Source organism: Vibrio sinensis, assembly GCF_003605645.1.
Taxonomy (GTDB): domain Bacteria; phylum Pseudomonadota; class Gammaproteobacteria; order Enterobacterales; family Vibrionaceae; genus Vibrio; species Vibrio sinensis.
Genome location: NZ_QVMU01000014.1, coordinates 16,435 through 41,544 on the forward strand (window position 1 = coordinate 16,435; position 25,110 = coordinate 41,544).

Annotated in this window: 20 protein-coding genes; 6 read left to right on the forward strand and 14 right to left on the reverse strand. The window is 41.8% G+C overall.

The window, feature by feature from the left end:
• Window positions 1-27: 27 nt before the first annotated feature.
• Entirely contained in the window at window positions 28-1,215 is a 1,188-nt protein-coding gene (locus DZ860_RS14465; protein WP_120032487.1) for a multidrug effflux MFS transporter, read from the reverse strand.
• A 113-nt stretch (window positions 1,216-1,328) separates the two neighbouring features.
• Between DZ860_RS14465 and DZ860_RS14470 the strand changes: the two genes are divergently transcribed.
• Window positions 1,329-2,216 (forward strand): LysR family transcriptional regulator, encoded by an 888-nt coding sequence (locus tag DZ860_RS14470; protein WP_120032489.1) that lies wholly within the window; start codon window positions 1,329-1,331, stop codon window positions 2,214-2,216.
• A gap of 123 nt (window positions 2,217-2,339) precedes the next feature.
• The gene (locus DZ860_RS14475; protein WP_439333139.1) at window positions 2,340-4,181 is read left to right on the forward strand and encodes a putative bifunctional diguanylate cyclase/phosphodiesterase; all 1,842 of its coding nucleotides are present in this window, start codon (window positions 2,340-2,342) and stop codon (window positions 4,179-4,181) included.
• Between the two features lie 269 nt (window positions 4,182-4,450).
• On the opposite strand, the gene DZ860_RS14480 is transcribed toward DZ860_RS14475, so the two are convergent.
• Together DZ860_RS14480 and DZ860_RS14485 are read right to left on the reverse strand one after the other, a co-directional pair.
• A complete protein-coding gene (locus tag DZ860_RS14480) occupies window positions 4,451-4,936 on the reverse strand; it encodes a hypothetical protein (protein WP_120032492.1) in 486 nt (161 codons plus the stop codon).
• Window positions 4,937-4,958: 22 nt separating this feature from the next.
• Window positions 4,959-5,474 (reverse strand): nicotinate-nicotinamide nucleotide adenylyltransferase, encoded by a 516-nt coding sequence (locus DZ860_RS14485; RefSeq protein ID WP_120032494.1) that lies wholly within the window; start codon window positions 5,472-5,474, stop codon window positions 4,959-4,961.
• A 110-nt stretch (window positions 5,475-5,584) separates the two neighbouring features.
• On the opposite strand from DZ860_RS14485, the gene nadE reads away from it, so the two are divergent.
• Window positions 5,585-6,412 (forward strand): NAD(+) synthase, encoded by an 828-nt coding sequence (nadE, locus tag DZ860_RS14490; protein ID WP_120032496.1) that lies wholly within the window; start codon window positions 5,585-5,587, stop codon window positions 6,410-6,412.
• Between the two features lie 135 nt (window positions 6,413-6,547).
• Here the strand turns inward: nadE and DZ860_RS14495 are convergent, their stop codons facing one another.
• The 5 genes from DZ860_RS14495 to DZ860_RS14515 form a co-directional block, all read right to left on the reverse strand.
• A complete protein-coding gene (locus DZ860_RS14495; RefSeq protein WP_120032498.1) occupies window positions 6,548-7,216 on the reverse strand; it encodes a LuxR C-terminal-related transcriptional regulator in 669 nt (222 codons plus the stop codon).
• A gap of 163 nt (window positions 7,217-7,379) precedes the next feature.
• On the reverse strand, window positions 7,380-8,384 hold the full coding sequence (locus DZ860_RS14500) for a S1 family peptidase (protein WP_120032500.1): 1,005 nt from the start codon (window positions 8,382-8,384) through the stop codon (window positions 7,380-7,382).
• An 83-nt stretch (window positions 8,385-8,467) separates the two neighbouring features.
• On the reverse strand, window positions 8,468-9,406 hold the full coding sequence (locus tag DZ860_RS14505; protein ID WP_120032502.1) for a S1 family peptidase: 939 nt from the start codon (window positions 9,404-9,406) through the stop codon (window positions 8,468-8,470).
• A 102-nt stretch (window positions 9,407-9,508) separates the two neighbouring features.
• On the reverse strand, window positions 9,509-10,627 hold the full coding sequence (gene gcvT, locus DZ860_RS14510) for a glycine cleavage system aminomethyltransferase GcvT (RefSeq protein WP_120032504.1): 1,119 nt from the start codon (window positions 10,625-10,627) through the stop codon (window positions 9,509-9,511).
• A gap of 257 nt (window positions 10,628-10,884) precedes the next feature.
• Window positions 10,885-11,508, reverse strand: a complete 624-nt coding sequence (locus tag DZ860_RS14515) for a helix-turn-helix domain-containing protein (protein ID WP_120032506.1) — start codon at window positions 11,506-11,508, stop codon at window positions 10,885-10,887.
• A 360-nt stretch (window positions 11,509-11,868) separates the two neighbouring features.
• Here DZ860_RS14515 and DZ860_RS14520 point away from each other — a divergent pair, with 360 nt between their 5' ends.
• From DZ860_RS14520 to gcvP, 3 genes are all read left to right on the forward strand, one after another.
• Window positions 11,869-13,164, forward strand: coding sequence for a serine hydroxymethyltransferase (locus DZ860_RS14520; RefSeq protein ID WP_120032508.1), 1,296 nt, complete (start codon window positions 11,869-11,871; stop codon window positions 13,162-13,164).
• A 53-nt stretch (window positions 13,165-13,217) separates the two neighbouring features.
• Complete coding sequence (gene gcvH, locus DZ860_RS14525) at window positions 13,218-13,598, forward strand: glycine cleavage system protein GcvH (protein ID WP_120032510.1); 381 nt, start codon at window positions 13,218-13,220, stop codon at window positions 13,596-13,598.
• Window positions 13,599-13,827: 229 nt separating this feature from the next.
• Window positions 13,828-16,692 carry an aminomethyl-transferring glycine dehydrogenase gene (gene gcvP, locus DZ860_RS14530; RefSeq protein WP_120032512.1) on the forward strand — a complete coding sequence of 955 codons (2,865 nt, stop codon included), beginning with the start codon at window positions 13,828-13,830 and terminating at the stop codon, window positions 16,690-16,692.
• A gap of 412 nt (window positions 16,693-17,104) precedes the next feature.
• On the opposite strand, the gene DZ860_RS14535 is transcribed toward gcvP, so the two are convergent.
• The 6 genes from DZ860_RS14535 to shyA all read right to left on the reverse strand — a co-directional run bounded on the left by DZ860_RS14535 (window position 17,105) and on the right by shyA (window position 24,878).
• Window positions 17,105-18,064: a retron St85 family RNA-directed DNA polymerase gene (locus tag DZ860_RS14535; protein WP_120032514.1), complete on the reverse strand. Its 960-nt coding sequence runs from the start codon at window positions 18,062-18,064 to the stop codon at window positions 17,105-17,107.
• Window positions 18,065-18,218: 154 nt separating this feature from the next.
• Window positions 18,219-19,124, reverse strand: coding sequence for a retron St85 family effector protein (locus DZ860_RS14540; protein WP_025553494.1), 906 nt, complete (start codon window positions 19,122-19,124; stop codon window positions 18,219-18,221).
• A 175-nt stretch (window positions 19,125-19,299) separates the two neighbouring features.
• Window positions 19,300-19,800: a GIY-YIG nuclease family protein gene (locus DZ860_RS14545; protein ID WP_120032516.1), complete on the reverse strand. Its 501-nt coding sequence runs from the start codon at window positions 19,798-19,800 to the stop codon at window positions 19,300-19,302.
• Between the two features lie 829 nt (window positions 19,801-20,629).
• Window positions 20,630-22,138 carry a DUF3360 domain-containing protein gene (locus DZ860_RS14550; RefSeq protein ID WP_120032518.1) on the reverse strand — a complete coding sequence of 503 codons (1,509 nt, stop codon included), beginning with the start codon at window positions 22,136-22,138 and terminating at the stop codon, window positions 20,630-20,632.
• A gap of 578 nt (window positions 22,139-22,716) precedes the next feature.
• Window positions 22,717-23,355, reverse strand: a complete 639-nt coding sequence (locus tag DZ860_RS14555; protein WP_120032520.1) for an AcfA family outer membrane beta-barrel protein — start codon at window positions 23,353-23,355, stop codon at window positions 22,717-22,719.
• 215 nt (window positions 23,356-23,570) lie between these two features.
• Window positions 23,571-24,878, reverse strand: a complete 1,308-nt coding sequence (gene shyA, locus DZ860_RS14560) for a peptidoglycan DD-endopeptidase ShyA (protein ID WP_120032522.1) — start codon at window positions 24,876-24,878, stop codon at window positions 23,571-23,573.
• Between the last annotated feature and the right edge of the window lie 232 nt (window positions 24,879-25,110).

The window sequence follows — 25,110 nt, forward strand, 5'->3', positions numbered from 1 at the left end:
AAACCCATGGATTCCATGCTATTTCATTTATTGATTACCTGCTGCAGCTGGCTCTAATCTATCCGCTCGTGATGTAAGAAACAAAACGCCTCCCATAGTAAGTGCCACTAAAAGATAGCATATCCCTAACGACCATTGCGTCTGAACCCAACTATCAATGAGATAGCCACTAAAGACACCAGAAACACACATTTGAACCGAACCAGAAAAGGCCGATACCGTTCCAGCTTGTTTCTTGTGCGGTGCGAGTAACAAACTGATTGAGAGCGGAAATGAAAGCCCTTGCGCGATCGTTAATAGAGTAAAAGCAAAGATAAGATTGAATAAGCTCATTTCGGTAAGCAATAACCAACCACTCGAAGCCAAAATAAGAGTGACTGCCAAAGCCAACAACTGATTGGTCGATAGGAAACGATTAAGAAAATTAAGAGCAAGACTTCCTGTGAGCAAACCTGCCGACGGAATAATCATTATCGTGCCATACTCAGCGACGGTCAAATGGAGCTTATCTTGTAAAATAAAGGGCAAAAGAGAAACAGAGATCAATACAGCTAAGTAACTCAGCCAATTATAGCTAGCGCTGCTTATCACCTGTTTGTTCACCAAAAGTGCCCCATAATTTCGAATCACGGCTCTAGGGTCAAACCGACTCGGAGCATAAGGCAAGGTTTCCGGAAGTACTTTAAACCCCAGAGTGAAAATGGCCACCAAGTAAACAAACACAAAAACAAAAACGGCATGCCAGCTAAAATGATAAGCAATCCAACCGCCAATCACAGGTGCAAGTACTGGCATAATGGAAGCGGTAACGGATATATACGACATAGCTTTGACCAGCTGAGGGCCATCATAACTATCACGCAATACACTTCGCCCCAACACAGAAGCGCTCCCCGCCCCTAAACCTTGCAATAAACGACCCAATACCAAAGCGGTTAACGAATCTGAAAATAGTAGACAAATAACGGTACCGATGAGGTAAACGCCTTGCCCTAAAATAAAGACAGGTCGCCGACCAATGGCGTCTGATAAGGGGCCATAAAACAGCTGAGAACCACCAAAGCCAACTAAAAATAGGGTCACCAGCAACTGGACATCCGACTGAGTCACGTTCAATGACTGGCTAATCAAAGGCAGTGATGGGAGATAAATACTGACGCCGACCTGCCCTGTGGCAATAATCATCATCGCCAGTAAGATTGGCATTTTCTTCATCGTATTTCTTCGCTCATTTTTCATCATTATCAGTGTAAATTAGGCGCGAATAAAAGATAATATGGAGCTATGGAAACTGATTAATTCCAATAAAGAATCAATAAAGGTGAGTTATGGATTGGCTACAAAATGTTCAGAGTTATTTGTTAGTGGTTGATGAGGGGAGCTTCAATGGTGCCGCTCGACGTATGAATACCACCAGCTCTGCAATCAGTAAACGCGTTCATTGGCTAGAGGAGCGAATTGGAGTTCAACTGCTTAAACGGACGACTCGTTCAGTCACTCAAACAGAGGCTGGAGCCTTATTTTACGAACGAGCTATCGTTCAGATTGATGGGTGGCAATCAATCGTAGATGAAACCCGTTCAGTGAGCCAGAACCCAGCAGGCCTATTAAAAATTGGAGCGACATTAGCGGTAGGTTCGAAATTTCTAGTTCAATATTTAGATGATTTTCTCCAGCTTTATCCTGAGATTCGTATCCAACTCACCACTACCACGCCAGGCCAATTACCTGCACTCAGTCTCGATCTCTTTATTAGTAGAGAAATCGAACAGCTCAACTCTTTAAGTTTCAAAGCGACGCCACTTTTTGTTCATAAAGCGGGGTTTTATGCATCTCCTAAATACATAGACAAGTATGGAGAACCTGCCGTGCCGGAACAACTGACCCATCACAACATTTTAATTTGGGGTGAACATCCAGAGCGAGAAATTAAGCTCTCACAAGGAAAACGGTTACTTCTTTCTGGTAATTTTTCGACGACCAACCCAGAAGCCCTATTCTATGCAGCCAAAAGTGGTATGGGAATTTTGCTGACCAATGACGTCATGATCAAAGAAGAACTTAAGCAAGGTACACTAAAACGCATTCTCCCTCACGTCACAGCGGATGAAGCAACAGTGTTCGCTTACTACCCGAAATTAGATTATCAGCATACGCGAACCAAACTGTTTCTCGAATACCTTCATACTCGACTCGCTCAGGAAGAATCCGTGTAACTAGCTCTCAATTCTCAAAGTCTTAACAAGAGAAATTTGCAAACATATGCGACGTGTACCATATTTAATTTGCGAACTCTAATAAATAAGTGATATTAGTCACAATAGGACGGGGGATTCGTTTTGGCTAGAAAACGACACAGCTCTTCATTGATCGATATGGCAACGGTCAATGAAGCCTTAGTTTTAGATGGACCTGAACTATGGCAAAAAGTTACGCTTACGCTACATCAAAAATGTCAGACGTACTGCACGTCAATTGTGGAGCTTGATAAGCTAACTAACTCAGCACAAACGCTTTCGTTTGCATGCAATAACACAGTAACCAAGCCTTTCAGCTACTCGCTTGAAGGTACACCTTGTGATCTTGTCAGTCGTAGTGATAACGCATTTTATCTGTGTGGGAGCGATGTTCAAACTCGCTTTCCAAGAGATATATTCTTGCAAGATCACGGGCTCGTTGCTTACTTGGGTATTCCGCTAAGAACTCGTAGTGGAGACATTATAGGTATCTTACTTTCAACCTTTAATCGCCCAATAACTGAATTGGATGAAGAAATCTCACACCATCAACTGTTTGCGAATATTGCAGTTCACTGCCTGAGAGCAAAATGGCTTGCGGCTCGCTCCGAAACACTGATGTACCAACTTAGCCATGAAGTTTCTCATGACAACCTAACTGGGTTACTCAATCGTAGCTATTTATCAGATAGACTGGATCGACTCAAAAATTCTCGCACAGAACCTTTCACATTAGCCTATTTAGATATCGATAATTTTAAGTCCATCAACGACCTTTACGGCAATCACATTGGTGATGAGGTGATTAAGTTTGTCGCAGACTCTATTTCAGCAGCTGTACCCGATCATCAAATGGCATTTCGTATCGCGGGAGATGAATTCGCTTTTATTACTTTTTCCAGTGATCCGCTCATTATCTGTCAAAGTATCATTACTCGCTTAAATAATGGATTTAAAGATGCTTCGCACAACATAAAAGTAAGCGTCAGTATAGGGTTAGCTCGAAAGACCGATAAACGTCTTAGTGCCGATCAGTTGATCCTAAATGCGACGCTTGCGCTAAAAAATTGTAAACAAACTAGCAACTGTAAAGTACAGAGCTATGATATCCATCTCAGTGCTCAGTATTATCGCCGCACAATGGTGATTGATGCATTACGTAGTGAACTTGACCATGCTACGGTATCCAACAGTAAGATTTACGTAATGGTACAACCTATCGTCAAGCGGGGAGAGCAGCAATGGAACTACTTTGAGATATTAGCTCGCTGGGAAAGTAATACTCTTGGAACAATATCGCCAATTGAGTTCATTGAAGCTGCCGAACAATCGGGGCTAATTATTGAACTTGGAGAACGCATTGTTGAACTCGCTTGTGCTGCAAAAAAAGAACTTGAAGCGGGGTTAGGTTATAAAGTGAAACTCAGCTTAAATTGCTCCGCTCACGAACTAAAAGATTCCAGTCGCTATACACAACACTTGATGAAAACCATTGCTAAGTATGGTTTTGAACCTCGTGAATTTACCATTGAGCTAACAGAAACCGTTCTGCTTTCACGTACAAATGAAGTTCGTTATGTACTAGACAAACTCCGTAACCACGGCTTTACTGTTGCCCTAGATGATTTTGGTACAGGTTATTCGAGCTTAAATTACATCCACAGCTATCCAATCGACTGCATTAAAATTGATGCTACTTTTGTCACCAACATGTTGTGTAATGAAACCTCAGAACGCGTGGTATGGTTAATCATTCAATTGGCGAAACAGTTAGGCGTAGAGCTCGTTGCGGAGGGTGTTGAAAGTCAGGAAGCGCTAGAAAAACTATATGAGATGGGATGTGAACAAATACAAGGCTATTACTTTTCAAAGCCGAATACTCCCCATGCCATTATTTCTCACTATGACAATATGCAAACGGTATTATTGCCACAGGCACAATAAACAATTATATGCCCCAAACCGCTATATGTACCCAAGCATGTATCTAAAGTATGAACCGAAAGCCTCTGAGCATAGATGAACGATATAATGAGGTTTGTGAGTGCCAGTCAGTCAACACTGCTGCAACTTTAATTAGGTTTTATGTGAATGAAATTGCGGATAAAAAAAAGAGGCGTGATATGCGCCCCTTTCTCTTCTCTTTTCTTCTCTTTTCTTCTCAGAAGAAACCAACAAGATTTATGCATTAGCGATGCAAGACAAAATATGCCTTAAAATGGCACCTCAATCTGCATTAAGAGATCACCTTTATATTCACTGTGCCAACGATAATCTAACCGCATACGTGGCTTACCCAATTCTTTCTCGCCAAAACCTAAGCTAAACTGAACTCCATGATTCATCAACCACTCTTCGGGCGTTAAAGAATCAAGACTCTCTTCAAGCTCACTCGGCTTCCATATGCCCACGCCAAAATAATTGGACTCTAAGCTTTTTGTTAAGACGGGATTAGACGCAGATTGTAAAACCCAATCAGACCAGTATTCAGAATAATCAATAGGCTCTTGATCAAATGCTTCTGTCAATGCATCCATTTTTTGTGCTGAGTACTGTATGCCTTCCAATAACGAAAAGCAGACACCACTTTTTGAATGAAACAATACCGATTCAGACACAAAGTCTGATTGATATAACTCACATGCATAACTCGTTGAAACGCTACAAAGCGACAAGATGATCCATCTTACTTTTGCCACTTAACACCCCAATCCTATTTCATTATTTATAGTGTTTGTTTTTTATTAATATACTGCGAACTCGAGGTGTAGTGAAACTATCTATACTCTCTTGCGCTTGTAATGCACTTCGAATATCAGTACTGCGAATATTCACCTTTTCAGGACAAGCCATAACGGACCATTGAGACAGAATATCTTCAGCTCGGTAGAATTTTGAAAAATTGAAAAAATTATCAGGCCCCAAAACAAAAGTAAGTTCACTTTCAGGATATTTCAATTGAAGGGCTTCCATCACCGAATATGTCGTCACACTCTGATTAGGCTGAAAAAGCGTCTCTTCAATATCGCATCTTTCAAACGTCGATGATTCTAGATCGGCAATGAATGCATCAACTAACTCGCATCGGGATGAATATTCGAGCATTTCTTTCCCCCACGCATGGGAAATACTCGGTACTAACAGAACCTTGTCAAAATGCAGTAATGATTCCAAAACGCTTTTATGCCCAAGGCTTGGTGGGTTAAAAGCACTACCAAACACGGCAATTTTCTTCATTTTTTAGCCTTGTTGTAAGGAAATTTCTGATCCCCGTTTCCTAACGGGCTGATTGAGGTATGATACTACCATCAATATTCAAAATTACATTGCTTGCAGGAATAAAACTAATGGAACAGTTAATTCGCGATGAGATGCGCGTACTACCATCGATCGATCCTCACTTTGAAATCTCACGCCGTGTTAATTTCATTAAAACTAAACTGATAAACTCAGGGTGTAAGTCTCTCATTCTTGGGATCAGTGGCGGAGTCGATTCAACCACATGTGGACGCTTAGCTCAAATTGCTGTCAATGAACTGAACGAAGAACACGATGGTTCTTACCAGTTTATTGCTGTACGTCTTCCTTACGGCGAGCAACAAGATGAAGATGAAGCGCAGCTTGCACTGCATTTCATTCAACCAACCCATTCGATTTCTGTAAACATCAAAGACGGTGTTGATGGCTTACATGCCGCCTCTCAGTTTGCACTAAAGGGCACAGATCTCATTCCACAAGATGCTGCCAAAATTGATTTCATCAAAGGTAACGTCAAGGCACGAGCTCGGATGGTTGCTCAGTACGAAATCGCAGGGTATGTCGGTGGCCTAGTGCTTGGCACCGACCATTCTGCTGAAAATATTACGGGTTTTTATACTAAGTTTGGTGATGGTGCTTGCGATTTAGCGCCGTTATTTGGGCTCAATAAACGTCAAGTACGTCAACTGGCTGAAACTCTAGGTGCACCTGAACAACTTGTTAAAAAAGTACCAACAGCCGATCTAGAAGAACTTGCGCCACAAAAAGCCGATGAAGATGCACTGAATCTAACCTATGATCAAATCGATGATTTCTTAGAAGGTAAACAAGTGCCTAGTGATGTGACAGAGCGACTAGTACGTATCTACACAATAACGCAGCACAAACGCCAACCTATCCCAACAATCTACGATTAAGCGATAAGGTCGAGTGCACGTTAAATTCAATGATAGACAGTTGAATTACACACTAGCCACAGAAATTATTCGCCATTAAAAAGGGAGCACAACGCTCCCTTCTCTTCAAACCTGAATGCTATTTCAAACCTGAGGCTATACCCGCTCAGCTAATGCGATATTGTTATTCGCCCATAACAATGCTTGTAGTCGATTTTTAGCGTTAATTTTTTTGAAGATATTGTGCAAATGCGTTTTAACGGTATTTTCACTAACAAATAATTCATCTGCAATTTGCAGGTTCGATGCACCATGACCGAGTAAACGCATAATCTCTTTTTCACGTTTAGTTAAATTCGCATAGACTTGTGATGTCGTGACATTATTAGCACATCGGAAATGTTCAATATAATCTTGTGCGACTTTTCTAGATAGCCACATCTCATCTTGCATGATCTTTTCCATACCTTTTAGCAGCAAGGAAATATCATCATCTATATAAAAAACACCAACGAGATTACGCCATTTAAATAGCTGGCTTGAAGCCACATCTTTAGGACAATTAATCACTATTTCTTTAGATGCTTGGCTTGATACAACTTTAGCTTGGTTATAACTTTCAAAATTGCTGTCATTCAAATAATGATAATCAATCAATACAAAATCACCCAGCAGTGTTTCCTCTCCACTGTCACGCTCAATATCCGCTAAAGAAACAATTTGGACATCCAGCTGAATCCCCTTCTCTAACGAATCTTTAAACAGTTTAGACTGCATACTAATATCAGATAGTAAGGTAATTTTATATGTATCATCATTGTTCATCTTAAAACACTCCAGCTCAACTTGCTCCGTTACATAAAACTATCGTTTAGATACAAATAGTCAACACGCACTACACTCTAGCTCCACGGCACATCACGTTTTTATTTCGACAATTCAACTAATTAAGGTATATCTCTTATTTTTGAGAACCAAGTTCATTTAGTTAATAGTTCTTAACCTTGTTAACTGCATGAAATTTAAATGATAAAAACAACAAATAGAATAACCAACTTAGTGACATAGAACCGCCCCCACTCGAAGACGTTGCTGAGGAACTAACACTAGAAGTATTATTTTCAACTAATACCCGCTCACCATTATCATTTCGTACAAAAAAACGAGGAGTCACTTGCCCATTTAATACATTGTTAATCCAATCTTGATAATCATATAATTCAGTAAATACCGATGTTGCGTTAACCGTTGGATCACCGCAAACACTGGGTCCAAAACTAGTCACACCAATTTGAATGTATTCGCTCCCATTAAACCAATAAACAGGACCACCAGAGTCACCGTTACAAGTCGAATTTTTTAGGCCTCCGCTTATTGGTCCATCAAAACAAATCTGTTTATTCGTTAACTGATTTCCGAAAACCGCACGACAGGTTGCATTTGAAATAGGGGTAACGGGAGCTTGTAGTAAGGTGCTCCCCCCTTGATCGGTGCTCGACAACCAACCATGACCAACAATACGATAATCACCTATAAACGGGTAAACGTCATTCAAGCTATCATTGATTAATCGCATATAATCAGGAACAGGAAGTGGCTCTTCCAACTTAATAATGGCGATATCATCAGGCCAAAGCGCATCATTCGAATCAACAAATGAATTTAAATAATAAAATTCAGCTGCTCGGGACTGAGATTGGTTTAAAAACTGGCTTTCATCTGATAGCTGAGGGGCCACAACTGTGTGTAGCATCACATCACGCTGTCCATAGAGACAATGGGCAGCAGTCAGTACATATTGACTATTGAGCATGGTCGCACCGCAAAAGCTTGAGGCATCATAAGTATTGCCTTTGCGGTAAAACAGACTAGCAATTGAGGGGAAAGATGAAACCGTGGCGGCTTGGCCATTAACGATATAAGAAGACACATCACTCGCGAATGAAAAACAACTTGTCGCAGTCAGCACGAGTAATGTTATACATCCTCTCATTGCACCCCCTATCAATTCGTATAGATTTCATTAAACAACTAAAGTTTAGCTTATGAATCAACAAAGGGATGAATGATTTCACATTAACGGTTGCGTCGACGAAGTAACAGAGCGAGACCTAGTAGGCCTAACTGATACCAACTACTGCCACCACCCTCTTCATTAGCTCTAAATTTATCATCGTGAGGATTAGCTTTGAATTGAGGCTCGACAGTACCCGCTAAAACACTCGTAATCCAATCTTGATAATCATAAACTTCTGTAAATACCGAGGTATAAGAAGACGTCGTATTCCCGCATTCATTGGGTCCATAGCTCGTAATGCCAATTTGCTTGTATTCGGCGCCATCCCACCAATAAACAGGCCCGCCTGAATCACCATTACACGTAGAATTTTTATAATCACCGACAATAGCACCATCAAAACACAATTGCTTGTTACTGGTTCCGCAAATATTAGCCCCATCGATAAGCTGTAATTCTGTTTTTAAAAGAGCAGTACCTCCCTCTACATTTCCTGCTTCTAAACCGTGACCAATGGTAACGAAAGATGGATTGCCGGGATTAATAGGGTAATTATCATTCTGAGTTGTATTTATCAACGAACTAAAATCGCTGATATTCAGTGGTGATTGTAGCTTAATTATCGCAATATCGTTTGGCCACAATACATTCTCATCATCGACATAATTATCAGGGTAGTAATATTCAATGCCTCGTGAAGCCATATTATTGCCATTCACATAGTCTGTTTCATTTTGCAGTTGAACGACAACTCGACTGTTTAGCATTAATGACTCGTCACCAACAATACAATGCGCCGCTGTTAATACATATTGTTGGTTGAGCATGGTTGCACCACATGTATAACCATATTTTTTTCCATCATCAAAATACAGACTAGCAAAAGAGGGGAAGTTGACTATCGACGCTGGATTTCCATTGATAATATAAGGCGATATATTTTGCGCTGAGACAGAGCCCGTAATTAACACTGACAACAATAAAGATTGATATTTCATGATCTCAATTTACGTTAATTTATAATCCTGTTATTTAACAATAAAAAAACCTCTCAAACGAGAGGTTTACAATACATACATTATTGAACTCGATCTATATCATCAACCGCGATAATAACGCTGAGGGACAAACGGTATTTTTTCAATAACCATAGGGAGCATCTTGCCACGAACTTCAGCAAAAAGTTCCGTGCCGATAGCCGTTAGGTCCATTCTTACATACCCCATAGAGACGGGTTTTCCTGCATTTGGCCCTGCGGTTCCACTGGTCACTATGCCCACTTTGTTCCCATCACCGTCAAACAACTCTGTACCCTCTCGCACTGGAGCTTTTGTTTGCCCAACGAGGCCAACACGTTTGCGTGATACATCTTTCGTTTCAATCTGATTCAAAATGATCTCAGCGCCCGGAAAACCACCAGCTCGCTCACCATCAGCGCGACGTACTTTCTGAATACCCCACAATAGACTTGCTTCGACAGGCGTTGTTGTCGTATCTAGGTCATGTCCATACAAACACAGGCCGCACTCCAAACGCAGAGAATCTCGAGCGCCTAATCCAATCCACTCAACCTCTGCCTGTTCTGTCAAATAATCTGCTAACGCTTCGGCTTTATCAGCACTGACTGAGATTTCATAGCCATCTTCGCCAGTATAGCCACTGCGCGAGACGATACATTCACAGCCCAATAACTCAAGCACATTCACGTCCATAAAGACCATATCAGACACTTTAGGGTTTAATCGTGCTAAAACTTCAGCAGCTTTCGGTCCTTGCAACGCCAGCAACGCTCTGTCTTCAATCACTTCAAGCGTTACATTTTGTGGTAGATGGGCTCGAATGTGGGCAATATCCTGCTCTTTGCAAGCCGCATTAACCACAACAAACAAATGATCGCCTAAGTTAGCAACCATCAAATCGTCCATGATTCCGCCTTGCTCATTAGTAAAGAAAGCGTACCTTTGGTTACCTGATGGCAAGTCAATAATATCAACAGGCACTAATGACTCAAGAAATGCAGACGCGCCCTCACCGCGCAAACGGAGTTGCCCCATATGGGAAACATCAAACAGGCCTGCCGCATCGCGTGTATGCAAATGTTCCTTTTTAACACCCAATTTATATTGCACAGGCATATCATAACCTGCAAAAGGGACCATTTTAGCCCCAGCGGCAACGTGTCGTGTATATAGTGGGGTTCTGAGTAGCTCTTGAGTCATCATTGTCTCCAAATAATCAGGGTCACTTTCCTCGAAAGGAAACCTTGTTTCCAATAATAAACACGATAGTGGATCTTTTGCACGATTAACAAACGAACTGGCGTTCAAAGTGTGACATTTAACATTATAAAAACAAAACCAATCGCAACATCCGGCTATATTTCATACAGCATAACGAAAAAAATGGTAGAAAATCACGTTTAAAACACACAAAGAAATCGTTTGCTATTACTATAAAAACCAACATTTCCGAAACATTACTTAGCCGTTACCCACAGAATATGGGCATCTTCTTCACTAACAGAAACCAACATATGCCCCATATTGGCATCGTAGTAAACGCTGTCGCCATCATGAAGTGTCACTGGTTCATAGAATTCAGAGTAGAACGTGACTGAGCCTGACAGTATTAACAGGAACTCTTCGCCATCGTGTCGAACCCAATCGCTATACTCTTCAAATGTCCTCGCTCTAACACGGCTTTTAAACGGTAACATTCGTTTATTCGATAGTTGCGTGGCAAGCAATTCATGCTCATAAGTTTGAGTCGGATGAGGCTTTCCATGTTCCGCCTTAGTGATATCTCTGCGCCCTGAAGCTGTCTTTTTCCTTGGAGGTTCAAAGAGTTGCGGCATATCAATCTGTAAGCCATGAGCGAGTTTTTGCATCGCTTGAAAGGTTGGTGAAATCTGTTCGTTCTCAATCTTGCTTAAAGTAGAACGTGCCAAGCCTGTTCGCTGACTCGCCTCTTCCAAGGTAATGCCTAGCTTTCCTCGGATATCTTTAATCCTTTCGCCCAGTTTTAAAGGCTCAATTGACGGTTCCTGAGATTGCTTTGCCAAAGTAAGTGAAGGGTAATCATCATAAATGTCTTCAGCCATACGTCCCTCATGTCTAATACATCTCGTCCTTTTTCCATTGTGCATGAAGCCGATAATAGAAAAAAGATCTCTAAAAGAAATAAACCGTGCGCTTGTTAACAAATAAGCGACTTAAGTTTCCTATAGGAAATTTTTGGTTGATTGTTTAGATAACAACCGCTATGTTGCTAACTTGTTAGTTAAGGAGTGTTATTACCTTTGGAAACAATCAACCATTCCAACGGTTTCATTCTACCTTTTTGGGGAATTTATCACGCTGCTGAGTTCGCATTTAGCAGGACAAAAAACACAGCCTGACGAGAACAAAAAGAGCGACACACGCCACGGTATCTCGTAAGTATCAATGGAAGGTCAACTGCCATGAATCAGTCTTATCCAAACCACAGCCTCGAACATTTTTTCTCTACCAATCTTTCTGCTACAGATGACGCGGTTTTTGCAGGAATTCAAGCCGAGTTCACTCGCCAAAATGAACAAATTGAGCTAATTGCATCTGAAAACATTGTCTCTAAAGCGGTAATGCAGGCGCAAGGAACGTGCTTAACCAACAAATATGCAGAGGGTTATCCGGGGCGCCGCTACTATGGTGGTTGCGAACATGTCGATACTGTCGAAGCGATTGCTATCGAACGAGCTAAGAAACTATTCAATTGCACATTTGCCAACGTGCAACCCCATTCTGGAGCGCAAGCCAACGGCGCGGTCAAGTTAGCCTTGCTTCAGCCGGGTGATACGATTTTGGGTATGTCTCTTGATGCCGGTGGTCACCTAACGCATGGTGCCCGTCCAGCCTTGTCAGGAAAATGGTTTAACGCGGTTCAATATGGCGTAGATCGTGAAACATTAGAGATCAACTACGATGATGTTCGCGCACTTGCGCTTGAGCACAATCCTAAAATGATCATCGCCGGTGGTAGTGCTATTCCTCGCGTAATCGACTTTGCTAAGTTTCGAGAAATCGCCGATGAAGTCGGTGCTATCTTAATGGTCGATATGGCACATATTGCCGGTCTTATCGCGACAGGTGCTCATCCGAGTCCCTTACCACACGCTCACGTCGTGACAACGACGACACACAAAACCTTGCGCGGCCCTCGTGGCGGCATGATCTTGACCAACAACGAAGAGATCATCAAAAAAATTAACTCTGCCGTATTCCCAGGTTTGCAAGGTGGCCCTCTGATGCATGTGATTGCGGCTAAGGCTGTCGCATTTGGAGAAGCACTTGGTCCTGAGTTTAAGACTTATATCGATTCGGTGATCAATAACGCAAAAGTTCTCGCCGAAGTATTGCAAACTCGAGGCTGCGACATCGTAACAGGTGGTACCGATACTCACCTTATGTTGGTGGATCTTCGTCCTAAAGGCCTAAAAGGTAATGCGGCTGAAGAAGCTCTTGAACGTGCTGGTATCACATGTAACAAAAATGGCATCCCATTTGATACAGAGAAGCCTATGATTACATCGGGAGTTCGTTTAGGAACACCTGCTGGAACGAGTCGTGGCTTTGGCTCAGAAGAATTCAAACTCATTGGTAACTGGATCGGCGATGTTCTTGACGGGTTAGCTGAAAACCCAACGGACAACTCAGAGATCGAGCAGCGTGTTCTTAAACAAGTGAAAGAACTCTGTAAGCGCTACCCACTCTACCAATAACCCGTATTTATACAAAAATTCAAAACCTAATAAGTTATTTTGGAGATTAAGCAATGGACAACACACTGAAGTTTGCAGATAGCCATGAATGGGTCCGAGACAACGGTGACGGTACAGTAACTATCGGTATTTCTGAGCATGCTCAAGAAATGTTGGGAGATGTCGTCTTCGTCGACCTACCTGAAGTTGAAGATACTATCGATGCCGGTGATAGCTTCTCACTCGTTGAATCTGTAAAGGCAGCATCCGATATTTATGCACCTGTTACAGGTGAAATTGTAGAGATTAATGAAGAGCTAGAAGACAGCCCAGAGCTTATCAATGAAGAACCTTATGAAGGTGGTTGGATCGTAAAAGTACGCCTTGCCGATCCATCAGAACTCGACAATCTCAAAGATGCGGAAGAGTACTTAAACTCTATCGAAGAAGATTAAGCGTAAAACCGACGAAAGCTGCCCGCGTGGCAGCTTTTTTTCAACATACGCATTTATAATTAGAGATATCAGTAAATGCTACCTCTGTCATGCCGCACGAGTATTCAAGTGAACCTCTTGATAACAACGTGAAGCACCATGGTATGACAGAGCCTGTTCTTAATCATCACGCTCCATTGAGCAAATTAAGAACAGCATTTGAATTCTGATGTCATAAGGTAAAGATACAATGACTGAATTACTTCAAAGCCTCAGCACACAACACGAGTTCATCACTCGTCACAATGGTCCGAATTTATCTGACCAACAAAAAATGTTGGACGCGATCCACGCCGCAACTCTCGACTCTCTAATCGAAGAGACCGTACCTGCTCAAATTCGCCTCGAACAACCAATGCAATTGGCCGAAGCGAAAAGCGAAGCAGATATGCTGGTCGCGATGAGAAAATTCGCAGACCAAAACCAAATTAAACGTACCTTTATTGGACAAGGTTATTACAACACATTCACCCCAAATGTCATTCTACGTAATGTGTTTGAAAACCCGGGTTGGTACACCGCTTACACCCCTTATCAGCCAGAAATTTCTCAAGGTCGTCTTGAAGCTTTACTTAACTACCAGCAAATGGTCATGGACCTAACTGGGATGGAAATTGCTAACGCATCTTTGCTCGATGAAGCGACAGCCGCCGCAGAAGCAATGACTTTGTGCAAACGCGCAGGCAAAAGCAAGAGCACCACTTTCTTTGTAGCTGATGATGTACACCCACAAACTATTGAAGTGGTAAAAACTCGAGCAAAATACATTGGCTTTGATGTTTTAGTCGCCGATATCGATACACTGCCAGAACAAGACGTATTTGGAGCCTTACTGCAATACCCAAATACAACAGGTAATGTGCGCGATTTGACCGATGTGATTGCCAAAGCGCAAGCGAACAAAACTTTAGTAACAGTGGCAACGGACCTTCTTGCCAGCGCCCTACTTAAACCTGCTGGTGAAATGGGTGCTGATGTTGTAATTGGTTCCGCCCAACGCTTTGGTGTTCCTATGGGTTATGGTGGCCCACACGCCGCCTTTATGGCAACCAAAGATAAACACAAGCGCACTATGCCAGGCCGTGTTATTGGTGTTTCTATTGACAGTAATGGCAACCAAGCACTGCGCATGGCAATGCAAACGCGTGAACAACATATTCGCAGAGAAAAAGCCACATCCAACATCTGTACCGCGCAAGCACTGCTTGCCAATATGGCGTCTTTCTATGCTGTGTATCATGGCGCAGAGGGGTTACGTACTATTGCCCGCCGTACTCATCATATGACGGCAATACTTGCAGCGGGCTTAACTAAATCTGGTTTTGAGCTTGCCCACCACAGCTTCTTCGACACCATTACGATCAACACAGGCTCTCGAACCGAAGAACTGTACACTAAAGCGCAAGCCGCTGACATCAACTTGCGTAAGCTTCCAAGCAAGCTAGGTGTGAGTTTTGATGAAACCACCACAGTGAGCGACATTGCTGCGCTGTTCGAAATCTTTAGCGTAAAAGAAGATGTTAGCGCTCTTTCTTCAGAGATCAGTGAGAATGAATTCGCGGCAATTCCTGAATCTTGCCGTCGTTCAACTTCATATCTAACCCATCCTGTTTTCAATACGCACCATAGCGAAACGCAGATGATGCGTTACCTTAAGCAGTTGGAAAACAAAGACTTCTCTTTAACTCACGGCATGATTCCTCTAGGCAGTTGTACGATGAAGCTCAATGCTGCTGCAGAGATGATTCCTGTAACATGGCCGGAATTTGGTGCGCTGCACCCGTTCGCTCCTATCGAACAAGCGGCTGGCTATACAGCACTCGCAAAAGATCTAAAAGAGAAGTTATGCGAAATCACAGGTTACGATGATTTCTCTCTACAACCCAACTCAGGGGCTTCTGGCGAATATGCTGGCCTAATCGCAATTCAGCGTTACCACGAAAGCCGTGGCGATGCTCACCGCAACGTTTGCTTGATTCCTAGCTCTGCTCACGGAACCAACCCTGCCACCGCATCCATGGTGTCAATGAAAGTGGTGGTGGTTAAATGTGACAACGAGGGCAACATTGATATCAATGACCTAGCAGAAAAAATCGAGAAACATAAAGAGAACCTATCTAGCATTATGATCACTTACCCTTCAACCCACGGGGTATATGAAGAGCAAGTGAAAGAAGTGTGCGAAATGGTTCACGCCGCCGGAGGCCAAGTCTATCTAGATGGCGCCAACATGAATGCTCAGGTTGGTTTAACCACACCGGGCTACATCGGCTCTGACGTTTCTCACCTGAACTTGCACAAAACGTTCTGTATTCCACACGGTGGCGGTGGCCCAGGTATGGGGCCAATTGGTGTAAAATCTCATCTTGCGCCTTTCCTACCGGGACACATTGAAAACGGTGTAGAGGGTGACGATTTCGCTGTTTCTGCTGCAGACTTAGGCAGTGCATCTATTTTACCGATTTCATGGGCATACATTGCGATGATGGGTGAAGTTGGCCTAACAGAAGCAACCAAAGTGGCGATTTTGAACGCCAACTATGTCATGGAAATGCTTCGTCCTTACTACCCTGTTCTTTATCGTGGTACGAATGGACGAGTTGCGCACGAGTGCATCATTGATATTCGCCCACTAAAAGAAGAAACCGGTATTAGTGAAGAGGATATTGCAAAACGTCTGATGGATTATGGTTTCCATGCTCCAACGATGTCTTTCCCAGTAGCGGGCACTCTGATGGTTGAACCGACCGAGTCGGAAGACTTAGAAGAGTTGGATCGCTTCTGTGAAGCGATGATTTCTATTCGTGAAGAGATGGATCGCGTTAAAGATGGGGAATGGCCACTGGACAACAACCCTCTGGTTAATGCACCTCACACGCAAGTGGATCTATCGAGCGAAAACTGGGACCGTCCATACTCACGTGAAGTGGCTTGCTTCCCATCAAAAGCAACCAAAAACTCGAAGTACTGGCCAACCGTTAACCGCGTAGACAATGTATACGGTGATAGAAACCTAATCTGCTCATGCCCTAGTATTGATAACTACGCTGAGTGATGGTGATGCCTTATTACAACTAAGTTTATGACTTAATACTCAATAAAAAAGCGAACCAAATGGTTCGCTTTTTGTCTTCTTAATGAAACTTGCTAGCTTTCAGTTAACGTTAAAAGCTAGGTTAAAAGGTTTGTCCCGCTTTTATGTTGGCCTCTATCTTGAGCGTTATCGAAGCGGGCCAGTGACTCTTTGCCTTGCCAAAGAGTAACCAGAAAGGCGTTTTTATTTCTTTGGTGTTGTCCGGTCGGTTTGAGGCGTTCCCTACGCCGCAAACCTAAAAATTCGTCCTGAATTTTTACCTATTGCCCTGTTTGTAAGAGCTAGCGCATATTTGGACAGAAGCACGTTAGAGGATGGATTCTAACGTGCCAAAACTGGATTAGAAAAAGTATCTTGAAGCCTTAAATGCTTGTTATACGATTTTGGGGCTAATTTCTTTGACTGCGTTTGAAAGAGGGTACTTTTGGGTTAAACCACCAATGTAAGCATACAACTTGTTATATGCACGTCGATCTACAGAATAAGTGTATGATAGTAAACCATTGATATGAGAGAGCTCTGTTGACTTACCTGTAAATAGATGATGAAGTTTTGCCCTAATTTCTCTGTGTTTAACACGCCCTATCCCTACACTGCTCTCCGAGAGTATAAGACCAGTAACTTTTTTCTGGCGTTTCGTACCACATATGGCTGTCTTTTTATGGTTAATCTTAAATCCTTCATCACTGATAATGGTCCCGATGAAGTGTTTAACTTTTCTTATTTTAGAAGCCGTATGAGAAGAAAACGTCATATCGTCAGCATAACGAGTGTAAACAATACCTCTTGGTCCAGCGTAACCTTGTATCCTAGCGTCGAGTTTCGCACATACTAGATTCGCTAGCTTTGGAGAAGTTGGAGCTCCTTGAGGTAGCCCACCACCATATGTACACAAATTGGTTAGCAAAATCGACAACTCTTTGTTGTACCCAATAGAACTAAAAACCCCATACACTTTAGATGCTGAAACGTTGGGGAAAAAATCCTCTAAATCTATAGTTAATACATAATTAGAACCAACATGTGGTCGAGCATTGTCTAGAATTGACGTTCCAACTTCGAAACCTTTTGAGCAAGGAGAAGATGAAAGCTTGTCTAAGATATTTCGCAAAATCCAAGCCTGTACAGCTTTAAGTTCCCTGGACGGTTGAGAAATAAGTCGACTCTTTCCGCTTACTTTAGGGACTGGATAAACTCTGTAATGAGATTCGGCAGTTGCAGAAAGATAACGAATTTTACCAGCAGAAAGTCGAGCTTGATTAGCGAAATCGTCAATGGATAGCATTGCAGGCAATCCAATGTTTTTGAGGCTATATATATTTTTTGAGGTCATTTGTGGCGACACACCCTTACGTCTTAAGTCGCGGATGAAAAGGTGCAGTTCCAGAAACGACTGTATTCTGGCTCTGCACATTTTCATGCGGCATTGAATCAGATTGTATGCAGGATAGCGAAACGCTATCCAATGAACTAAGTAAGCTCATTCGCTAAGGGTGTGCGCCGGAGACGATTCTATCATAACGCACACTTGCATTTCTACGATTTTCCGCATTCAATATTTCGATCCTTACCTTATCCAAGTATATGTTATCAAATGTATTTCTTACATACTCAGCACCTAAGGGGGTCACTTGGTAACCAGTCGCAGTTCGTGATATAAATTTCTTAAAAGCCAACCTCCCTAGTGATGACTTAGTCGCGATATCACATAAAACTTTATCTTGATTGGTTGCAAAGCCAATCAATTTTGAAAGCATTACGTTATTGAGTTTATCGAGTAAGTAGATACAAGGAAGAATAAAGTTTTCAGCTTCTAGTATATTCGCAACGTCTTTTTCTACGGGGTGCTCTTTCCGTATTTGAGTTATATAGTTGTTAACATTTCGATAGATTCGATGATATTCATCAGGAACAGTCAAATGATCATAATTGATATGGATAACCTTTCCTGTGCCTGATGACTTTATTAATCTATAAGGTCCATAGTTAATAAAACTTTTATTACTTTTATATTTTCTATTCGAAAGAACAACCATTTTACGAGCAAGTTGCTCATTATTGGAAAAAGCACCAATCTCTGCAAATGACCCCGGACTTTCTGGGAATAGTACTATTGCATCAACACTATCCGCCAGAATTCCCTCAAGCTTTAACAAGCTATGTTGACCTTGACCCGCTAACAAATCGTCAAATAGATCCTCAGGATACAATAACTCATATCGAGGATAATGCGAAAAAACAGCAGCCATTTGAGAACGTGCTGTCTTATCATTTTTTATGTCTGCACCACACAAAAATACTGTAACTCGCTTTCGATTACGAGGTACAAAAATCTTGTCTTTAATAACCCGAGCAACATGCTCAAGTTCTTGGTCTGTCAAAGACTTGTTCATACACAACCTTCGCGCCTAAATAACTCGATGAAATAATACACTATTTTTCGTCATGGTGGGAAAATCGTATAACGCCGCGCTAAGTGGTGAGCAACGCGACCACCTTGCCTAAACCATTGTGACATAAACACTTAACCCAAAGTAAGCTGAAAATGCCAAGCGTTGGGAATCCCTCTTAAACGCTTTGTATGGGCTGTTCTAGATAACTTTCGCAGAACCCACAATGTAAGCAACGTTCGCCACCATAATTTTCGTTATAGTCTAAGCCGCCACCCCAACCACAGCTAGGACAAAATTCTTGTTCATCTACATCTGTCCACTGCCATGCACCCAAGTATTCAGGAACTCCGCTACGATCTCGCGCAACTATTTCAAAAGCGTTATCGTTAACCGCAATGAAACTATCCACAGAATGCTGCTTGAGTTCTTCAAGGACATCACAGACACTTAACTCAAACCATTCAAGATGAACATTGTTAAGGGAATACTTTGTGTGAAGCTGTTTCTCTAGACTTCTATCATTGTCAGAGTCAATCCAGCCCATCAATTTGAGTTTATAGGGACTTCCTGTGCTCAATTGCGCTAAACGCTTAGGAACGTTTTTACTAATGCCAATTTTGATGCGCAGGCAGTCATAATTTCCGTTTTCATCTTCCGCTATAAAGTACACTGCCATTTGATTTTTCCTTGTAAACCCTAACATTTATTAGACGACATATTGTCGTCTTTAATCTTTCGGCAACGCCATCATTTTCATATTAACTCAACTGATAATCAATAAGTTATGACACATGACGGGAAGTTAGGCTGCAAGATGTCGCCTAATGACGAGAATGAACAGTTATCAACTCGATCTGATAAGTTTGAGTTAGGAAAAGGCAACCCCTTTGAATTGTGTAGAGTATTTCATCTAAGTGATTTCGGGGCATAAATGAGCTAGGTATAGTAGTTAGTACAATGTGATCATCAAGCGATTTTGTCGAACATTTCAAATTAAGCCGAAAGACCCCTCCTAACCTCCCCTTTATCATGTTTTTAGGCCAATTCTATTGTTCAGTAAGGGGAGGAACAAAATGCCAAACATTGAGGATATGGTGATCACTTCATGCTGTTCATTATTTGCACAATGGAAGAGCTAACTTTCCACGCTCGAATTAGCCAAACGCTTCCAACCACACGAGGAAAAATTCAGGACAGAATTTTTAGGTTTTCGGCGTCGGGAACGCCTAAAACCGGCCGGACAACGACTACCGAACCAAAGCGCCTTTCTGATTACTCTTTGGCAAGGCAAAGAGTAATTAGTCCGCTTATGGATAGGCTAATGAAATGCACATAAGTAATAAGCGGAACATACAGTAATGACTATTACTATTACTATTACTTTTTGAATAGAGAAAATAGCCGACCATCTGTAACGTATTTAAAGGCGAAATGTCTTTAGGGGCATAATATTATTCAGGGCACTTTCAAGCTAGAAAGTGCCCTCAGTAACGCTTCCTTAGAGATTAACGAAAACTTGGAATAATCGCCGGAATCCCTGGTAAAAGACCAACCAACGCCATCACACTCGTTAGTACAATAAACATGATTCCAGGCAACACCCAACGGTTCATTTTACTCAGTTCACCGCTGCGCTCTTTACAACCGACTAAGCCTAAATTATCCAACAGCATGGTAAGAGACCAACCAAATGCAGGGTTAACTAACGCTGAAGAAAATACAACTATGGCTGCTGACTGTGTGGTTTTTCCCTCACGTGTCATTTCCATTCCCGCTTCTAGCAATGGAACAAATACCCCAACAATTAGCGCGACACAAAGTACAGGTTGCCATATTGCCAAATCCATTGGGTAGCCCCAAACCGCTGCAATAATACAGAACAGAGCCGTTAACAAAGCACCAGCAGGAATAGGACGCTTAGCAATAGCCGCCGGCACAATATAAGTACCCCATGAAGAAGTAAAATTAGTACCACCGAGCAGAGAACCGAACGTTTGACGAATTGAAGCCGTAGTCATGGTATCGTCAATGTTCATATGAACTTTTTCAGTGCGCTCTGGATAGCTGATTTTTTGAAACACTTGATGCCCTAAAAAATCTGGCGACCACATAGCCACAGCTAAAATAGCAAAGGGTAATACCACCATGAAATGTTCAATCGTAGGTAAGCCTAGCATCCAGCCTGTATCTTCTCCCCACCAATACATAGGGTTCATATTAGGTAAACCGGGCTCAGTTTGAAAAGAAAATGGAGCACCCATGGCAAAAGCTAACGTACCACCCAGCAAGCAACTAAGAGGTACTGCTAGCCAGCGCTTACGAAAATGTTCCAACAAAGCATATAAAATAATGGTGCAAAAGATCACGACAAAAGCAATATGACTCATGCCGATTCCCTCAGCCCAAGCAAACAGCTTTTTAACTTGAGAAACGGTTCCAACAAAACCAAGGTAGAGTAATAAACCGCCACACACGCCTTTACTGGTGAGATTGGCTAGCATACTGCCACCTTTACTGATGGCTAAGAGTAAGCCAAAAGCGCCAATCAGCAACCCAAAGGCCATAGGATGCCCGCCTGCTGCAACAACAATTGGAATTAAGGGAATGAGTGGACCGTGTGTACCTGCAAGGTTAGCGGTCGGCAATAAAAAACCGGAGAAAATAATAATGAAAACAGATGCGATGAGTAGTTCATAGCGAACATTTTCTAAAATGAAGCCTTCATTTAGCCCTAGAGCCCCAGCAAAGGTTGCTGCAATGGCTCCCACCATAACAACCTTACCAATAGTGGCTGCTAAAGCTGGAATGGTATCTTCTATCTCAAATCGATAATCTTTAAACGGCAAATTAGGACGCCAGCGTTTAGGCGCCATGATTTGCAATTCGTTCTCTAAATATTGTTCTCGGGAATCAAACTCCGAACTCGGTTTATGTTGTTGTTCATAAGTGAGTTCATTCTCGTTGACTTGGGGCTTATCTGTTCGTATACCTACAGACTCTAAAGTACTGCTCATTTTGCTTCCTTTCGCTCACATTCTAAGATGTGTTATGCCAATTATTTACTTACGGAACGAAGATTTAGCGGAGTAACCACCTATATATTTCCTATTAGAAAAATTTGATGTCCATATATTATTCATAAGTTAAGTGGCGCTATTATCAATAAAAACAACTCATCATAAATAGAGACCAAACAACCAAAAATATGGCTATTCCTTTCTATACAAATCTTAAATCCACTCTTAAATGAAAATAATAAATCAACCTACCATTAAAAATAGTTACGAAAATAATGACTAAAAACCATTAAAAATCCGTTGCTAGCACTCTATACCAAACTAAAAAAAACAAACAGTCTCAGGTAGTTAGACATTAGTCGTAGAGTACCCCTACTAGTAGAGGAAACTGTCGATAATATTTATAAACCATTAATTTCAAGAATAATAAAGTAAGCAAAAGATAAAAGGACAGGCGCTTTAAATAAGACACTATAAAGTAAGCTTTAAACGGGACATGCTGATTTGCACAAAGGGGCATTTCCATGTTCCATGAACAAGCCGTACCCCTTTTAAAGCAAATAGAGAGTATGAGACTAGAAGTAGTAACTCCCCGTCATCGTAAAGGTGCTCATGCTTGAAAAGCTATCGATTTGATACATAACATTGGTACCAATCGACAATGCTGGTGTTACATTGTATTCAACACCAATCGCACTCATCACACCCCAGTCGTTACTGCTTTTTGAACCGCTAAGCTGCACTTCATCTTTTGATGTGCCGATAGGGCCTTGTGTATCACGCTTTTCAGTCGTCAACTCATATTGAGTAAAGGTCACGCCTGCTTTCATTTTTAATGACCAACTGCGACTGTTAGTCAAAGAGACAGTATAAACCGGCGCTAGATAAACTTGGTCAGCCTTTAAATTTGCATCCCATTCTGTACCTTTGTGCTGATTTGAGTTGGCCGCTGTACCATTAGAAACTCGTTTCTCATCATCAAAATGATGCTGCTGATAACCCATTTCCAATGCCAAATTATTGGTCAACGAGTAACCCATATAGCCACCAACAAATGCATCACTCGAATCTGGACTTAAGCTCACCTGATCCGACACATAATTTACATTCACGTCATGATTAGGGAATGCAGCGCCAATTTCTAAGCCAAAATAAGGCGCAGAAACCGCCGAGAATGAACAAACAAACAGAGGGAATAAATAAATTTTCTTCATACAATCAATCCAATACCTGAAGTCGCGTATTCTATGAGCTCTTTAGAAAATAGTTAACTGAGATTTACCCGTTATATTGCATTTTTTGCCAATTATTCATCCAAACCAAACAAACGAACAGTAAATAACCAGTTTTCAATTTAAATTCAACGAAAAAAAACCAGTAGTGATGCACTACTGGCTTATTTGAAACGCGAATTTAAAGTATCTAACGGTTAACCAATCGTTGATGTTTGCTCTTGTTTAGCCAACTTCATTTCTTGTTGCTTCAACATCAAGTCCAACTTATCTCGACGAGCTTTAAATGCGGCCATTTCGCTCTTAGGAACTGAACTCGCCATTGGTATATTGGCTGTCATCGCATTTACAGCGCGGCCTCGAACGATCAATTCATAGTGAATATGAGGCCCAGTGACTCGTCCTGTTTTACCTGACAAGCCTATACGTTGACCACGTGTCACTTTTTGCCCTTTACGAACCAAAATTTTACTTAAGTGCAAATAGCGCGTCTTATAAGTACTACCGTGTTGTACTACAACATAGTTTCCGGCATATGGATGATTCCGAGTCATAATCACCACACCATCACCAGTAGATACAATTGGCGTACCAGTAGGCACAGCCCAATCAGTCCCGTTATGTGGCGAAACTCGTCCTGTTACTGGGTGCTTACGATATGGGTTAAAATTAGAACTTAAGCGATAGTTACCGCTAATTGGCTTTCTTTGGAAAGCTCGCTGTAAGCTCTCGCCATTTTTGTCGTAGTATTGCCCGTCACTGTGTAAATATGCCGTTAGCTCACTACCACGATTAATGATTTTAATCGCTTGCAGCTCTCGATTCCCAGTTAGTTGACCATCAATGTATTGACGAGAGTCAACCACTTCAAATTTATCGCCTGCACGTAAATCTCGCGCAAAGTTGATTTTGTCTTTCAGTAATGTAACGACTTGTTCAACTTCATTACTTCCCAAACCTAAACGATGACCAGACTGAGAAAAGCTGCCATTAATATTCCCGACTAATGCATTTTCTTTCCACTCACCCGGTAATTTTACGTCTGTAAAAGCGTAGCCCCCGTCACTGGTCAAAGAATATACGGCACGATCTGCTAAGCTAAACTCCAGCTCCATTTTAATTAGACGGTTGGTATTCTCATCTCGCCAAAAACGTAATACGTTGCCTGGTTTGAGAGTATCGAGAGCGAGATAATTTAAGTCCGTTTCCATTATCTGCATGAGTTGGCTGTAACCAAAACCCAACTGATCGAAAATGTTACTTAAATTATCACCCTTTTGAATTACATATTCGTAATTAGGGAGATCATGCGGGACACTAATATCATGAGACAATTGTGTAGTGAGTTCTGATTGAGGAAGAGAAAGATCAATCGTACGTGACTTGATCGTTGTACCATTCTGGGAAGAGAAAGCTAAAGCAGCCGCTACAGGTACGCTCAATAATAATAACTTCTTGCGCTTAGACAGCCCCGAAAAGCGTGTTTTCGTTGTTCTAGATTGCACAATGTGACCTTACACAAAATAATGAATGTCGTAAGATTACGAATTTCTAATTCGATTGTCACCTTTGAAATGTCAGCACTTCATCAAAAAATGGTGTGGTTATCTGGTTATATAGACGAAATATCCTCGAAGCTAGCCCTAACTCTTTGATTCTATGTATCGATGAAAATTACTATTTTTAGTGTCTGCAAAAAATAGTGATCCGCTTTACAGCCCCATTGGAATGCAAAAA